General features: G+C 72.1%; 13 protein-coding genes. 10 read left to right on the top strand and 3 right to left on the bottom strand.

Annotated elements, in window-relative coordinates; genetic code table 11:
* Positions 1–153 precede the first annotated feature (153 nt).
* Both ACIPSJ_RS30700 and ACIPSJ_RS30695 read left to right on the top strand, forming a co-directional pair.
* Positions 154–543: a helix-turn-helix transcriptional regulator gene (locus ACIPSJ_RS30700; protein WP_362321076.1), complete on the top strand. Its 390-nt coding sequence runs from the start codon at positions 154–156 to the stop codon at positions 541–543.
* A 201-nt stretch (positions 544–744) separates the two neighbouring features.
* Entirely contained in the window at positions 745–972 is a 228-nt protein-coding gene (locus tag ACIPSJ_RS30695) for a hypothetical protein (RefSeq protein ID WP_401350887.1), read from the top strand.
* 134 nt (positions 973–1,106) lie between these two features.
* On the opposite strand, the gene ACIPSJ_RS30690 is transcribed toward ACIPSJ_RS30695, so the two are convergent.
* Positions 1,107–2,030, bottom strand: a complete 924-nt coding sequence (locus ACIPSJ_RS30690) for a BTAD domain-containing putative transcriptional regulator (RefSeq protein WP_401350885.1) — start codon at positions 2,028–2,030, stop codon at positions 1,107–1,109.
* Positions 2,031–2,265: 235 nt separating this feature from the next.
* Here ACIPSJ_RS30690 and ACIPSJ_RS30685 point away from each other — a divergent pair, with 235 nt between their 5' ends.
* From ACIPSJ_RS30685 to ACIPSJ_RS30650, 8 genes are all read left to right on the top strand, one after another.
* The gene (locus ACIPSJ_RS30685) at positions 2,266–3,885 is read left to right on the top strand and encodes a phage tail sheath family protein (RefSeq protein ID WP_401350884.1); all 1,620 of its coding nucleotides are present in this window, start codon (positions 2,266–2,268) and stop codon (positions 3,883–3,885) included.
* A 26-nt stretch (positions 3,886–3,911) separates the two neighbouring features.
* The gene (locus ACIPSJ_RS30680; protein WP_393664525.1) at positions 3,912–4,439 is read left to right on the top strand and encodes a phage tail protein; all 528 of its coding nucleotides are present in this window, start codon (positions 3,912–3,914) and stop codon (positions 4,437–4,439) included.
* 8 nt (positions 4,440–4,447) lie between these two features.
* The gene (locus ACIPSJ_RS30675) at positions 4,448–5,170 is read left to right on the top strand and encodes a hypothetical protein (protein WP_401350883.1); all 723 of its coding nucleotides are present in this window, start codon (positions 4,448–4,450) and stop codon (positions 5,168–5,170) included.
* Positions 5,167–6,378 (top strand): hypothetical protein, encoded by a 1,212-nt coding sequence (locus ACIPSJ_RS30670; protein ID WP_401350882.1) that lies wholly within the window; start codon positions 5,167–5,169, stop codon positions 6,376–6,378. The genes ACIPSJ_RS30675 and ACIPSJ_RS30670 overlap by 4 nt, the downstream gene beginning before the upstream one ends.
* Positions 6,375–7,052 (top strand): DUF4255 domain-containing protein, encoded by a 678-nt coding sequence (locus tag ACIPSJ_RS30665; protein WP_401350880.1) that lies wholly within the window; start codon positions 6,375–6,377, stop codon positions 7,050–7,052. The genes ACIPSJ_RS30670 and ACIPSJ_RS30665 overlap by 4 nt, the downstream gene beginning before the upstream one ends.
* 7 nt (positions 7,053–7,059) lie before the next feature.
* The gene (locus ACIPSJ_RS30660; RefSeq protein WP_401350879.1) at positions 7,060–9,054 is read left to right on the top strand and encodes an ATP-binding protein; all 1,995 of its coding nucleotides are present in this window, start codon (positions 7,060–7,062) and stop codon (positions 9,052–9,054) included.
* Between the two features lie 202 nt (positions 9,055–9,256).
* On the top strand, positions 9,257–12,034 hold the full coding sequence (locus ACIPSJ_RS30655; protein WP_401350878.1) for a hypothetical protein: 2,778 nt from the start codon (positions 9,257–9,259) through the stop codon (positions 12,032–12,034).
* A gap of 103 nt (positions 12,035–12,137) precedes the next feature.
* Positions 12,138–12,326, top strand: coding sequence for a hypothetical protein (locus ACIPSJ_RS30650; protein WP_401350877.1), 189 nt, complete (start codon positions 12,138–12,140; stop codon positions 12,324–12,326).
* Here ACIPSJ_RS30650 and ACIPSJ_RS30645 read toward each other — a convergent pair.
* The gene (locus ACIPSJ_RS30645) at positions 12,295–12,882 is read right to left on the bottom strand and encodes a hypothetical protein (protein ID WP_401350875.1); all 588 of its coding nucleotides are present in this window, start codon (positions 12,880–12,882) and stop codon (positions 12,295–12,297) included. The genes ACIPSJ_RS30650 and ACIPSJ_RS30645 overlap by 32 nt on opposite strands.
* Positions 12,883–12,919: 37 nt before the next feature.
* On the bottom strand, positions 12,920–14,860 hold the full coding sequence (locus ACIPSJ_RS30640) for a DUF6519 domain-containing protein (RefSeq protein WP_401350873.1): 1,941 nt from the start codon (positions 14,858–14,860) through the stop codon (positions 12,920–12,922).
* Positions 14,861–14,927 lie beyond the last annotated feature (67 nt).

The raw sequence follows: 14,927 nt of genomic DNA, 5'->3' as shown, positions 1-14,927 counted from the left end.
GACGTGCTGTCCAACGAGATTGGACACTACGGGCTCGGGAACCCCTCGCGCAACCCCTTCGGAAAATCACCCCCTCGGCCTATCGGCTACCCGACCGTAGAATCGGGCCCGACATGGCGGACTCCGCCGGCGGCGAGCAGGAAGTGACGGTCAGTGGCCAACGCACTGCAGCAGTTGATCCGTGAGCACCTCGACCGCAAGGGCTGGTCCTACGGTGACGTAGCGCGCCGCGGCTCCATCCCCCGCTCCACCGTCCACCACCTGGCCACCACCGACCGCGTGGTCCGCATGCCCCAGACGACCACCCTGGAGGGCCTGGCCAAGGGGCTGGAGATCCCGCTGGAGACGGTGCGCCGCGCCGCCGCCGAGGCCTGCGGGATCCATGTGTACGACACCTCACCGGACGCGGATCCGAACACACCCGCCGCCGACCCCGAGGTCGCGCTGCTCATCGCGAGCGTCCAGAAGCTGTCGTCCGACGACCGCCGCCATGTCGCCGCGCTGGTCGAGTCCCTGCTGGACCGCGCCCCGCGGGAGAAGTGACCGCCCCGGACCGCCCCCGGCGGATCGCCACCGAACAACTTTCGTACGCGCTTCCGTCAAGTCGGAAAAAGAATCCGACTCCGCACGAAAGCGGGAAGATCCAGGGCTAGTCTCTCGTTCTGCCCGGGACGCGAGAGCCGCACGACCACGGGCTCTCAGGGGGAAAATGTGTTGTTCGTGCACGGCGGACCCGCAACGGCCGTGGTCCGAAACCCCGACGGCAAGTCCGTCGTCCTGCTGTCCGGAGAACTGCCCGAAGTACTCACCGACGCGTCGGTCGCCGAACTCCTGGACCTGGCCGCGGCCATCCTGGACGCCGGCGAACTGAGCCTCTTCGAGGAGTGCCTGGACGCCCTGCGCCGCAACGGAATGCGCGCGGGCCGCCGTATCGAGGTCGACGGCGCGGTCCTGACCGTCTACGAGGGATGAGCCGACGCCGAGGAGCGGGCCGGCGCCGAAGACTTGGCCGGCATCAGGGGCCGGCTCACTTGCCGGCTCACTTGCCGGCTCGGGCCGAGCAGGCCCTGACGGAGGCCCGCCCGGCCGAAGCGGGAGGCGCGCTGTCAGGGGGGCGTCTGCATGCCGCGCAGGCGGAGGCCCGGCGCGGGCATACCTCCGCCGAAATCAGCAGGTGGTAACGGGTCTTCCGGCCTGTATTGGCCCTGCACAACGCTGTTGTACTCACCTCCCCCGAGGTGGTCGAACAGCGGTACGGGAACGGACGGTACGGGAACGGTTGGTGCCGGAGCACCGCGCCGCCGGTCGCCGTTCCGCTCCGTCACCAGGGTGGTGAGGCGGCCGGAGGGCTCCACGCCGAGTTCGTCGACCAGCAGGGTACGAAAGCGCTGATATTCACGGTGGGCCTCGACGAGGTTGCCCTCGGCCAAGTGCACCAGGATGACGGCACGCCGCGCGCTCTCCCGCAGCGGGTCGCCGCGGACCGCCGCGAGTGCCGCGTCCAAGGCGGCCGCGTACTCCCCGCCCGTGCACAGTGCGGTGGCGGCCGCCTCCAGCGCGTGGAGGTGGAGTTGACGGAGCCGGTCCCGCTCGAAGACCACCCAGTCCTCGTACCATCCGGGCAGTAACTCGCGGATCCGCAGATTCGGCAGGGCCTGGCTCCCGCTGCCGGAATCGGTCGGCCGGTCGGTGACCCGGTGGGCGAACTCGGTCACGTCGGCGCTGACGAAGGCCGCCAGCGCCAACTGGCGGTGCTCTCCGGTGACCAGTCCTGGAACCAACTGGTTGATCCGCCACACCGTCGTCCGGAGACTGGCGAGCGCACGTTCCTCGGACACCTCCCCCCACAGAGTGCCCGCGACGGCTGTTCGCGGCGACGGCCCCTGGATGGCCAGATAGGCCAGCAGCCGCTGGGCGCTGTCGGCCAGGTGAATCCCGTCGTCCCCTATCTCCAAACGGAAGCCGTCCAACAGCTTCAGGTGTCCGCGCCTGGTCATGGGCGCATCGGGCTGCTTGGGCACGACACTCATGCCACTTGCTCCCCCCTCGAAACTTGTTTAATTGCGCAAGAAATATATAGACGCGGGTGTCACCGGAGTGCAGGTTTCGCGTTGTCTTCATCACGCGTCGCACACACGGTGCCACGAATGTGACGACCTTGTGACGGAGGTGGTCGTAGCCTCGCGACCGGCGAGCCACCGGCCGCCTGACCGTCCGGCCTTCGCGCGCGGCCCGCCGCGCCGACGGCCCGGAGAGGGGAGCACCGTGACCACCAGCACTCCCTACCCCGGCGTCTACGTCCAGGAGATCGCCAGCGGGGTGCGGACCATCACCGGCGTCGCGACCTCCATCACGGCGTTCGTCGGCAGGACCCGACGTGGCCCGGTGGACCAGGCCACGGTCGTCAACGGCTTCGCCGATTACCAGCGGATCTTCGGCGGGCTGTCGCCGGACAGTACGGTGAGTTCCGCGGTCCGCGACTTCTTCGCCAACGGCGGCGGTCAGGCTCTGGTGGTCCGGGTGTCCCCCGGCGCCGCCCAGGCGACCTTCGCCCGTCTCACCCGCCCGGCGGCGATGTTGGGCGCCAAGGACACCGGAAACGACAAGGACACCGGCAGCGACATCGCCGCCGGCACGGGCCTGGTGCTGGTGGCCGCCGAACCCGGTTCGTGGGCCAACCAGTTGACCGCCGCCGTCGTCTACGACAGCACAGTGGACCTGACCGAGGTGGCCACGAGGCTCGGCACGACGCCCGACCAACTGTTCAACCTCGTCGTCACGGACGGCAGCACCGGGCAGCAGGAGACCATCCGCAACGTCACCGTCACCGCCGGCGCCCGGCGGCTGGACCAGGTGCTGCAGGCCGAGTCACGGCTGGTGCGCGTGCCAGACCCGGCGGACCTGCCCCCGAAGCGCCCCCGGGAGACGGCGGCCGGCCAGCCGCTGGCCGTCGCCGAGGCCGACGCCGGCACGGACGGCGGCGATCTTACGGAGGACGACTACACCGCCCCCGCGCTGCAGGCCACCCACGGCGGACTGTACGCCCTGGACCAGGCCGACCTGTTCAACCTGCTCTGCATCCCGCCGCCCGTCGCCGGAGGCGACACCCCGCCGGGCGTCTACCAGGCGGCGCTCGCCTACTGCGTGCGGCGCCGTGCGGTGCTCATCGTCGACCCCCCGGGCGGGATGACCGTGGCGACCGCCGCCACCACTCTGTCCGGCCTCCAGCTCACCGGCCCGGACGCGCGCAACGCGGCGCTGTACTACCCCCGCCTCCTCCAGGCCGACCCGGCGGCGGGCGGTCGGCTCGGCACGTTCCCCGCATGCGGGGCGATCGCCGGGGTCATCGCCCGTACCGACGCCTCGCGCGGAGTGTGGAAGGCCCCCGCCGGACTGGACGCCGCCCTCTCCGGCACGGCCGATCTCGCGGTCGGTCTCACCGACGCGGAGACCGGCGAGCTCAATCCGCTGGGCATCAACTGCCTGCGGTCGTTCCCCGGCGCCGGACTGGTGGTCTGGGGCGCGCGGACGCTGCGCGGCGCGGACCAACTGGCCGACGAGTACAAGTACCTGCCCGTGCGGCGGCTGGCCCTCCACATCGAGGAGAGCCTGTACCGGGGCACGCAGTGGGCGGTCTTCGAGCCCAACGACGAGCCGCTGTGGGCGCAGATCCGGCTCAACCTGGGTGCGTTCATGCAGGGCCTGTTCCGGCAGGGGGCCTTCCAGGGCACCACCGCCCGCGACGCCTACTTCGTCAAGTGCGACCGCGAGACCACCACGGCGGACGACGTGAACCTCGGGCGCGTCAACGTCGTCGTCGGCTTCGCACCGCTGCGCCCGGCGGAGTTCGTGATCCTGCAGATCCAGCAGATCGCCCAGGCGTAGGCCGCACCGGGCACGAGGAGCAGACCATGGCCCAGTTCAGCGTGAACGCACAGCGCTTCGATCCGTACAAGAACTTCAAGTTCCGGGTGCGTTGGGACGGCCGCTATGTCGCGGGCGTCAGCAAGGTCGGAGCGCTCAACCGCACCACCGAGGTGGTCACCCACCGGGACGGCGGGGATCCCAGCAGCAGCCGCAAGTCGCCGGGCAGGACCGAGTACCAGGCCATCACGCTGGAGCGGGGCGTCACCCACGACACGGACTTCGAGACATGGGCGAACAAGGTCTGGACGCACGGCTCCGGTCTCGGCTCCGAGGTCTCCTTGCGGGACTTCCGCAAGGACATCGTGATCGAGGTCTACAACGAGGCCGGCCAACTCGCCCTCGCCTACAAGGTGTTCCGCTGCTGGGTCTCGGAGTACGAGGCGCTGCCCGAGCTCGACGCGAACGCCAACGCCGTAGCCATCCAGCACCTCAAGCTGGAGAACGAGGGCTGGGAACGCGACCTCGACGTACCCGAGCCGACCGAGCCGAGCTTCACCCCGCCCGGCGGGTGACGCGCGTGATGCGGCAGGCGGTGGACGCGGCGGACCCGTCGTGGACGCTCGCGGCCTGGGAACGCGGGCTGCGCGAGGACCCGTTGGACCGGGCCGTGACATTGCTGTCCGCGGTCACCGGACTGCGGCGCGAGGACGCCGAGCGCACCGAACTGGGCGCGCGGGACGCGACGTTGGCGACGGCGCTGGAGCGGCTCGCGGCGGGCACGGCCCTATGGGGCTGCGTGCGCTGCGGAAGGTGCGGCGAGCAGCTCGACGTACCGGTCCACCCGGCAGCCCTGCCCCGCGGGCCGCGGTACGACCCGACGCGGCCGCTGGCGGTGGAGGTCGCCGGCGTCCGCATCGCCTTCCGGCTGCCCGACACCGGTGACCTGCGGGCGCTGGCCGGCACCGACGATCCTCGGGCCGGCCGGTGGCTGCTGCTCGCGCGCTGCCTGCCGGACGGCGCGGACGGCGTCGACGAGGAGGCCGCGGCGGTGATCGAGGCCGCGATGGAGAAGGCCTCGCCGGGCGCCGCGGTGACCCTTGCCGTGGACTGCCCGGTGTGCGCGGCGTCGACGGTCGCGGCCCTGGACGTCCCCGCCCTGCTGTGGGCCGAGGTCCAGACCCGGGCTCTGGCACTGCTCCACGAGGTGCATGTGCTGGCCCGCGCCTACGGCTGGACCGAGCCGGACGTGCTCGCCCTCAGCCCGGCGCGCCGCGCCGCGTACCTGGAACTGGCCGCCGGATGAGCGGGCTGCTGACCGACCTCGTCGAGCGCGCCCTGGGCCTCGTACCGATGCTGGAACCGCGGCCGAGATCGCGGTTCGAACCCGTGGCCGAGGACGGTTTCGAGGTTGTCGTGCCCAAGCCCGTGGACGGCCTCCCGCGGGCGGACAGGGCGCCCCTGGACACGCGCCCGCCCGGCGCCGGCGCGGCATCCGCGCAGGCGCCGCCGCGGGGACAGCAGGGCGAGAAACCGGTTCCGGGACGACCGGAGCCGATCGCCCCGGAACCCGAGCCCGCTGACGGCGGCGCGGCATCCGCGCACGCCCCGCGGCGGGCACAGCGGGCCGGGCGACCCGTACCGGGGATCGTGCCGGTACGGCGAACCCCCGCCGGCGGCGCGGCACCCCCGCACGCCCCGCAACGGGCACAGCGGGCCGGGCGACCCGTACCGGCGCCGACGGGACCGAACGCCCCGGTGCGCGGGACCCCCGACGCCGACGCACCCCCGCACCCGCCCGCGCCGCTGCCCCTGTCCCCGCACCTGTCCGTAAGCGACGGGACGTCTCCGCAGGGAGAGCGGGCCGCCGCGCGGCCGGCACCCGCGCCGCCCCCGAACAGGCACCGGCCGGACGCGGAGGAGCCTGCTCTGCCGTCGCCCCGGGTGCGTGACGCCGCGGATCGCGACGTCCCCGAGGAGCCGCGCGCCGCCGTGGACAGGAGTCCGCGGCGCCGTTCCGGCCACGGGTCCGCCGCGTCGGAAGCGCCGACCGGAACCGACGCGGACACCTCCGGCCCCGGACGGGAGCCCGCCACCGCGTCCGGCGTGCCGGGCGGCGAACACGGCCGGCCGGTCAGCGGCCGGAAGGACGGTGGCGCGGCCGCTCCCCCGCCCGCCGGTGACACGCGCCCGGTCCCCGGACCCGTCCGCCCCCCGGGAGAGCCGGCCGGCCGGCCGGCTGACAACCCGGCCGCCGTCCGCGCCGTACTGCGGCGGGCCCTCCCCGTGCAACCAGCCGCGGCGGCCGGTCCCCCGGAGCCGCAGCGGGCCACCGCGGCGCCTCACATCACCGTCAACGTCGGCCGGGTGGAGCTGCGGACCGCGCCCCGGCCCGCCCCTTCCGGCACCACCCGGCCCGCCGGCCCCGGGCCGGGCCACGACCCGGCCGACGGCACCCGGCCGCTGTCGCTCTCCGACTACCTCGCGGGCCGCGGCCAGGGAAGTGACGCATGAGCAACCATCTCTCCGTAGCGATGGTCACCGCCGTGATCAGCCGGCTGCTGAGCGAGTCGCTGGCGGCGGCCGGGCCCGGCGGTGTGGAGAACGCCACCGTGACCACCCTGCGCCCGGGGACCCTCGCGGCTGCGGCGGACGACACCACGCACGGCATCAACGTCTACCTCTACCGGGTCGTCCCCAACGCGTCCTGGGCGGCGTCCACACTGCCGACCCGCCGTGCCGACGGCACCTTGGTGGACCACCCCAGGCAGGCGGTCGACCTGCACTACCTCCTGACCTTCTCGGGCGACGACTCCGCGCTGGAACCGCAGCGGCTGCTCGGGCTCGCGGTCACCACGCTCGCCGCGCGTCCGGTGCTCGGCCGCGAACTGGTGCGGTACGTGGTCCAGCAGGCGGCGCAGACGGACAAGGCGGGCTGGCAGCAGTACGCGGACCTGGACCAGCAGCCGGACGTGGTCCGCACGAGCCTGCTGCCGCTGGACGTGGAGGAGATGAGCAAACTGTGGTCGATGCTCTTCCACTCCCCCTACCGGCTCTCCCTCGCCTACCAGGCGACCGTGGTGCTGCTGGACGCCCAGGAGCCCCCGGCCGCACCGGCGCCCGCGGTGGTCACCCGGGTGGTGACGGTGCAGCCGTCGACCGCGGTTCCCGCAGGCGGCGGAGGCTGAGCGCCCGATGAGCGAACCCACCGAGCCCACCGAGCCCGCCGAACCCACCGACGCCTGGCTGTCGGCCAACCACCGCTACCTGGTCGCGGCTCTGGAGACCCTGCGCTGCCGGCTCGATGCCGACGACGATCCCGCGCCGCTGCGGAAGGCCCAGAGCACCCGCAACCGGGTGCGGCGTGCCATGTCCGAACCGCCCGCGCTGGACCGGATCGCGGACGGCTTCGGCCTGTCGCCGTTCGAGCGGGACGTGCTGCTGATGGCCGCGGGCCCCACGCTCGACACGCCCTTCGCACACGTCTGCGCGCAGGCGCAGGGCGACGGTGCGCGCACCTACGCGACCTTCGCCCTGGGCCTGGCCAAGCTGCCCGAGGCGCACTGGAGCGCCCTCAGCCCGGCGGGCCCGCTGCGCCGGACACCGCTGCTGCGGCTCGCCCATCCCGACATCCCCACGACGAGCGCGCTGTACGTCGAGGAACGGATCCTGCACGCGCTGACCGGTGTCTCCTACCTCGACCCCGAACTGGAACCGCACACCGCGCCGCTCGCCGAGCCCGAGGCGCTGTCCCCCGCCCTCCGGCAGGCCGCGCGGGCGGTGGCGGCGATCTGGTCGGCCGAAGGAGCGCCGGGGGCGGTGCCGGTGCTGGTGCACGGCCGTCAGCGGGCCGGTCTGCGGCACACCGCGGCCGCGGCATACCGGTCGGCGGGGCTGCGGCCGGTCTGCCTGCGGGCGGCCGACCTGCCGACCGAACCGGCGGCACGGGACCGGCTGGCGCGGCTGTGCGAACGGGAGTCGGTCCTGGGCGGGATCGGCTGGATCATCGACGTGGACGACGCGGTGCCCGAGTGCGGCCGGACGGCGATGGACCTGGCCGGCCGGCTGACGGCGCCCGTGGTGGTGACCGCATGTGAGCCCCTGGCCGGCCCCGGACCGCGCCGTCCCGTCCAGGTGGCGGTCGGCCGCGCCTCGGCGGACGAACTGCGCACCGTCTGGCGGCAGGCCCTGGGCCCGGCCGCCGCGGGCCTGGACCGCTGGATCGACATGGCCGCCGGTCAGTTCGACCTGGACCCCGACGCCGTGGCCGCCGTGGCCGGGCAGGTTCCGCCACCGGCCGACGGTACGGCGGCCGACCCGGACGAGACCGGGGCGCGGTTGTGGGACGCCTGCCGCCGTCAGGCCCGGCCCGCCCTGAGCGGCCTGGCGGAACGGATCGAGCCCCGCGCCCGCTGGGAGGACCTGGTGCTGCCGGAGGTCCAGGTACGGGTGCTGCGGCAGATCGCCGCCCACGTACGGCATCGGCTCACCGTCTGGGAGGACTGGGGCTTCGCCGCCCGCAGCGGCCGGGGCCTGGGCACCGCCGCGCTGTTCTCCGGGCCCAGCGGCACCGGCAAGACGCTGGCCGCCGAGGTGATCGCGGGCGCGTTACGGCTCGACCTGTACCGCATCGACCTGAGCCAGGTGGTCGACAAGTACATCGGCGAGACCGAGAAGAACCTCAGCCGGGTCTTCGACGCCGCCGAAGCCGGCGGCGCCGTCCTGCTCTTCGACGAGGCCGACGCGCTCTTCGGCAAGCGCAGCGAGGTCAAGGACAGCCACGACCGGCACGCCAACATCGAGGTGGGCTATCTGCTCCAGCGCATCGAGGCCTACCGGGGGCTGGCCGTCCTGACCACCAACCTCAAGGACACCCTCGACCCGGCGTTCCTGCGCAGGCTGCGCTTCACGGTCCCCTTCCCGTTCCCGGACGCGCCCGCCCGCGAGGAGATCTGGCAGCGCGTCTTCCCCGAGCGGACACCCGCCGAGGGCCTCGACCCGGCGGCCCTGGCCCGGCTGTCCGTCTCCGGCGGCACCATCCGCAACATCGCCCTCGGCGCAGCCTTCCTGGCCGCCGACGCGGGCCGCCCGCTGGGCATGGACCACCTGCTGGCCGCCGCCCGCACCGAGTACGCCAAGTTGGAACGCCCTTTGACCGGTGCGGAGTTGACCGGTTGGACGGTGCGGTGAGCGGAGGGGGTCGCTGATGCCCGGGACACCTGGCGAGAGCCCGGCCACATCCGTATCGGCTGGGCCGTCGTCGCGGCACATGTTCAAAATCCAGGGCGAGGCCGCCAAAACGGTGTCGCCGGCGACGTCCTCGGCGGCGTCAGCGACGTCAGCGGCAGCTCTCACGAAAGCCGGGCCCCCGCCCGCGCCAGGTAACGGAGGCATGGCCATTGCGGCGGCCTCTCCCAGACCGGCCCCGAAGAAGCGCGGCCTGAACGACGCCCCTGGGCGGGGCAAGAGGGCACGGACCGAGGGGTCGGACCCACACCCGTCCGGCGGCAGCGGCAAGGAAGAAAAGAAGTACGACGACAAGGACCGGGACGCGGACGGAGACCGGTCTGCCGGTGACGACATGCAGCTGGTGACGCAAGATGAGGAGAAGAACGACGACGACGGCGACTTCATGGCGCACATCGCGGTCACCTGGCGGGGAACCCGTTCGGCCGACGGCCTCTACCCGCTCGACGGTGTGGCCGTACGCAGTCTGCTGATCAGCGACACCGATCGTGGCCCCACGCGCTTCGGAAAGAAGACGCAGAACAAGAAGGCGCAGAGGTCGCATACCACCGCGTGGACCCTGTTGCGCGAGGCACTCGCCAACCTGGCGGGACGCCCCGCGAACGTCCTGGTCGACTACCTGCGCAACCGGCTCCGCGAACTGAGTGACACCGCCAAGGGCTGGGAAGAGCAGCCTGGCGCCTGGGACAGGGCGCGGGTCTTCGCGGAAGCGCAACTTTCGTCGGCCGGAGGCCAGTTGCCCCTGAACCGCTGGGCGGAGGTGCTGACGCGGCTTCTGCGGGCCTATGTGAGTGCCTACCAGCTCAGCCCCATCGCGACCTACGCCGACGGCCAAGCAACTGGGCACGGTGAGCCGGATGCGATGGTGACGCTGCGTCAGCTGGAGAACGGGCTCCAGTCCGGCGGGCAGCTGGACGATACCGACAGGAAGAAGGCAGCAACGGCGGCGCAGACGCTTGTCGACGTCAAGCGCGGCGAAAGTCTGGGCCAGAACTACGCCCATGCCGTCGACCATTTCTGGATGACCCTCGCCACGGCCTTCCCGCTCGTGACCCGACAGCTGATCGCGCTGCGGGGTGACGATAAGGTATCGCCCGCCTACACGCCGAAGTACGGCCCGGTGCTCGACTCGGTGGTAGAGACTTTTGCGCAGCCGCACGTCGCACAGCCCTCGGTGACCGACACGGGCGTCCCCGTCCAGCTTGTTCTGGACGAGCTGGAGACAGGGTTCCTCGCAGACGTCCGAGTCGCCCCTGTGGCGACCGGCGGTGCTGAGGCGTCGGCGTACGCGATGAACGAGGTGAAGCTGCGCCAGGTGACCCTCAGCACCAAGGAACGGCCCAGGACCGCGTTCATCGAGGGACAGGGCTCGCATCGCATCTCCTTCGCGCTGGGCAAGCGTGCTCTGGAGTCGCTGGCGGGCCACTCCGTGGCCGATGCGGTGGAGTGGCTGTCCCGAGCCGGTGGGCAGATCGCCGACCACCCGCCGGTGCATCGGCGGAGCGCCTGGGTCCACCTGCGCGAGCAGCAGGGGAAGCTGCTGGCGTTCGCCCGAACGGCCCACCTGCCCACCCATGAGTGGTCCGAGCTGCTGAGCGCGCTCGTGAGGGGCTACTCGATCCTGCACAACGCACACCTACTGGCAGTCGGCGGAGGTGGCGCCAAGGATCTCGGCAGTGCCTTCGGACACGGTGAGGCCGCTCACCTCCGCGCGCTCGCGGAGGCAGCCGCCGCCTACCGGGCCGCTCTCCACACCGCCGAGACGGCAAGCAACCGCGCTGCCCGCTCGAAGGCTTCGGCCAAGGCCACGGCCGTGGCCCGCGGTGCGATCAGCCCGGCTCTGGGACTGCTGGATGTGACGTCCCTACGGGACGGGATCATCCAGAAGAACAAAGTTCATCTGCTCAGTCAGGACAGCGGGAAGGCGACTTCCAAGTACCAGGCCCTCCTGCCGGAGGACCGGACGGTCCCGGCGAGCCGCTGGTCATCGTATTGGAGGGCGGCCTGGAAGGCGGCCGAGGAGGACATCGCGAAGGCCGACGAGGAGTACGCCGCGGTCAGGGGGTCGAGCGAGAGGAAGGTCGTCAAAGCCGCCGGTGACATTGTGGACGCCACGCGAATCACCCGGGAACAGCTCGGCAGCCTCCGGTCGACGTGGGAGCCCGGGGTGGTCGTGGACCAGTGGGTGGAACTGCTCGAGCGGCCGTACCGCCCGCTCTTCAGCGACGAGGCGTCCCGCGAGGCTCTGCGGGACGCCGCATATGAGCAACTGCGGGGCGGTCTCTCCGCAGAGGAGCAACGAGTGGTCGTGATCTCCGGGAACAGGACCGGCGACCAGCACGGTTCCCCCAGCCAGCAGGCACAGCCCAGTCTGAAGCGGGCCCGTGAGCAGGCGCCGTCCCAGGACAGGACGCTGGCGCTGCTGCTGCGCAATCTGCAGAAAGAGCACGCCGAAGGGCGGGGTACTCCGATTGGCGGGAGCTCCCTCTACCATGCGGTGCAGGGCGGATCAACGAGCGATGACGACGCCGCTGCGCTCCGTGCCAACCTGGTCGATTGGATACTCGCCCCCGAGAACCTGGGACGTGTCGCACGAGATGCGATCGAACACGAGGTGCACTTGTGGGTCCTGCCCGACGCCATCGACCACCCTGAACGATGGGCCGGCGATCCGCTCGACCCGACGCCCAGGCTTCTCGCTTCGTACCTCTGGACAACGCTGAACATCAGCCGAGGAGGGAAAGCCGTGAAGACCGTGGTACCGCTCGGTGCCGCGACCGCGACCGGGATCCCTGCTGTGCACGTCGACCTCGCAAAGGGCCGTTACAGCTTCGACCACGCGGTGACGGCGTCCATCTCGTCCTCCAGTTCATCGTCCGCCGGCGTGATCGCGGAACCCGCCAAGAAGAAGCGCAAAAGGTAGTAATCGGGTGGCACGCTTCAGGGCCGGGCACGCGGAGCACCGCACACAGTTCGGCCGGGATTCCCAGAATGATCCGCTGCCACCGGGACCGGAGGGACGACACGTGACCACCGAAGTGACCGTCGCCATCGACACCCTCGTCGTCGAGGTGGACGAGACGACCGCGCGCGCCGTCGCCGAGGGCCGTGTCGAGGCCCTGGTGCCGGCGCTGCTGGACACGCTGCGCGACCACCCGGCGTTCGCGGACGCCGTCCGGCGGGTCAGCTGGGGACGCGGGCGCCCAGCCGGATGACCCACAGTGTCGGTGCGCGCAGGGACGCAGACACTGTGTTGGAGCAGGTGGCCGTGAGTTGCACGGTGTGACTGCCTGCGGGCACCTGGACGGTGCCGATCGCGGTGACCGGTACCCATGTGCCCTCCTGAACGGCCAGATAGCCGGATCCCCAATCGTTGGCGCCCTCGCTGTTGGTGGCTACCCCGTCAACCACGATGCGCATGGTCAGTGCTTCGCTCACGCTCGGGGTGGTGCCGTGGCCGTGGCCGATGAGCAGCAGGGTGGTGTCCGTCTGGAACTGGATCTGTTGACTGATCATCGTGGCCATGCCACGCCAGGCGATCCCGATGTTGTCGAAATTCACCTGCCCGTTGTCCGGCTTCAGCAGTTGCACGCCGAGGGACTGAGGTGCGGTCAGCCCGCCCTGCACCGTGAGCGAGCCGGTCACCGTGCCGCCCGAGATGTCGAGCTTGTCCGTCTCGTGCCGCAGTACGGCCGCCGCGAGGTCGTTCCAGTCGGCGGACCGGACCGGGTCGCCGGGGGCCTTGTTGGCCGTGTTCTTGTCGAGTGTCATCGCCGTGTCTCCTCGTCGGCTCGCTGCCATCGGCAGATCACTGGAAAAACCCCTGGTCGAACAAGGATTTGTCGAACACCGCGGGATCGCGGGAAAGCTGCACCCAGAACCAGCAGGTGAAGTCGGCGCCGCGCACGTCGTCCACGGTCGGCAGCACCAGGTCGGTGCCACCGTCCTCGGGGCGGACCCGGGGAAGCGCCAGCCCGTTGAGGACCCGGTCGGGGTGGTCCGCGTGGATCACGGCACGTCCGCTGACGGTGAGACGGCAGTAGAGCCGGTAGGCCGGCGCGCTCTCGAGCAGCCGGCTCGCCAGCTGGTCCAGCCAGCCGTGGAGTGGGTCGGCCGGTTCCCAGGTGAGCTGCTGGCCGACGACGGCGGTGCGGCCGGCCAGCGTCAGCGGCTGGGTGCCCAGGACGGTGCCGGCCGGCAGGGGCCAGTCGGTGCGGTCGGCGGACGACAGCGGAAACGGCAGGTCCATGGTGACCGTGAGCACCGGGCTGCCGGCGGTCACCGGGACGGGCGGGCCGTCCAGTGCCACGGCCAGGCCGCCCAGCAGGTCGGTCTGGCTGATCCCGGTGTCGTTGCGCAGCTCGCGGCCGGCGCCCGTCAGCAGCACCTGCACGACGTGCAGGCCGGGGGCGAAGGGCGGCGTGGACGGGTCGGGGCGTGTCTCGGCCAGCGGGGCGAACAGCGCTCGGCAGTCGTATGCCGTGGTCCAGGCACCGTCTTTGAGGTCCAGCAGGGCGATGGCGGCGGTGTGGTGCTCGATGCCGTCCGGGGGCCGGAACACCGGTGTGCCGTCGGGGTCGCGAGGCCATTCCACGGTGCCGGCGAGATCCGGGTCGAGGTCGGTGTCGTCCCAGACGGCGGTCCTGGCCGGGATCAGCCAGTAGTCGCCGGTGCGGTGCCAACGGTAGTCCTCGAACTGGATCTGTACGCCGTCCTCCAGGCCGACCCATCCGTCGCGGACGGGTAGGGCGCCGGGCGAGTCCCAGCGCCGTACGACGACCGGGTCGGCGAGGTCCCCGTCGGCCGGGGCGGGGCCGCTCCATTCCGTCACGCGCAGCGTGGTGCCGTCGGCCTCGTCGAGGCGGCCCAGGAAGCCCTGTTCGCCGCGCCGGGTGCGGGCCAGGTCGCAGACCTCCACCCAGTCGCCCTTGGCGAAGCCGAGCCGTTCGTCGCGGGCGGGGGTGTCGATCGCCAGAGTGGTGGCGGTCCCGTCGGTGGTCAGGCGTACCACCAGGGCGGCCACCGAGCCGTTGTCCCGCGACCACACGAACGACGGGACGCCGTCGTCGCTTTCGCGGATCTCGACCCGGTACAGCTGGTTCTCCAGGCGGCGGTAGCCGGCGGAGGGCGGGATGACGCACGGCGTGCCGGCGGTGGGGTCGGGCTCGGCGCGGGCCCGCAGCCGCCCGGACGGCCGGCTGCCGCTCGGTACCCATGGCGCGGCGACGTCGGCGGGCACCGCCTCGGGGCCGGGGGCCGGTTCCAGCCGCACCTGCCAGACGGTACGGCTCCTGGTGCCGGTGTCGGGGCCGCCGAGGGCGACCTCGCGCAGTTCCGGGCGCTCCAGGGCGGTGAGGTGTTCGCGCCACACGTCGAGGTAGGCGACGTAGCGGCCCGGGTCGGTGGGCAGCGGGACGCCGGGCAGCTCGGGCTGGGCGGCGAGCGGCACCGGGGTCTCGATCTCGCACAGCACGCCGTTGACGTAGTACCGCCCGGTGGACAGCGTCAGGTCCGCGCCGGGACTGGCGGCCGGGGTGCCGCCTTCGGGAGTGGTGATCGCGAAACCGGCCGCGTCCTTGGGCCCGCCGTGGACGCCGACGGCGTCCCGGGCGGTGGTCTCGTCCAGGTGCAGCTGGATGTCCAGCTGCTCGTTCCAGTCGGCGTCGAGCGCGACCCGGCCCTGTTGCAGCAGCACGCCGCGGTAGTGGTTGCCGGGACGGAACGTCCGCCGGGTGAAGTCGCCCTTCATCGCTGTACCTCCGCCATCGTGTAAGCCCGCTCAGCCCGCTCAGCCCGCTCAGTCCGCTCAGTGCGCT

Source organism: Streptomyces sp. NPDC090088 (genome assembly GCF_044747345.1).
GTDB lineage: Bacteria > Actinomycetota > Actinomycetes > Streptomycetales > Streptomycetaceae > Streptomyces.
Note: the sequence above shows the minus strand (reverse complement) of the source record. Positions and strands in the feature narration are given on the sequence as shown.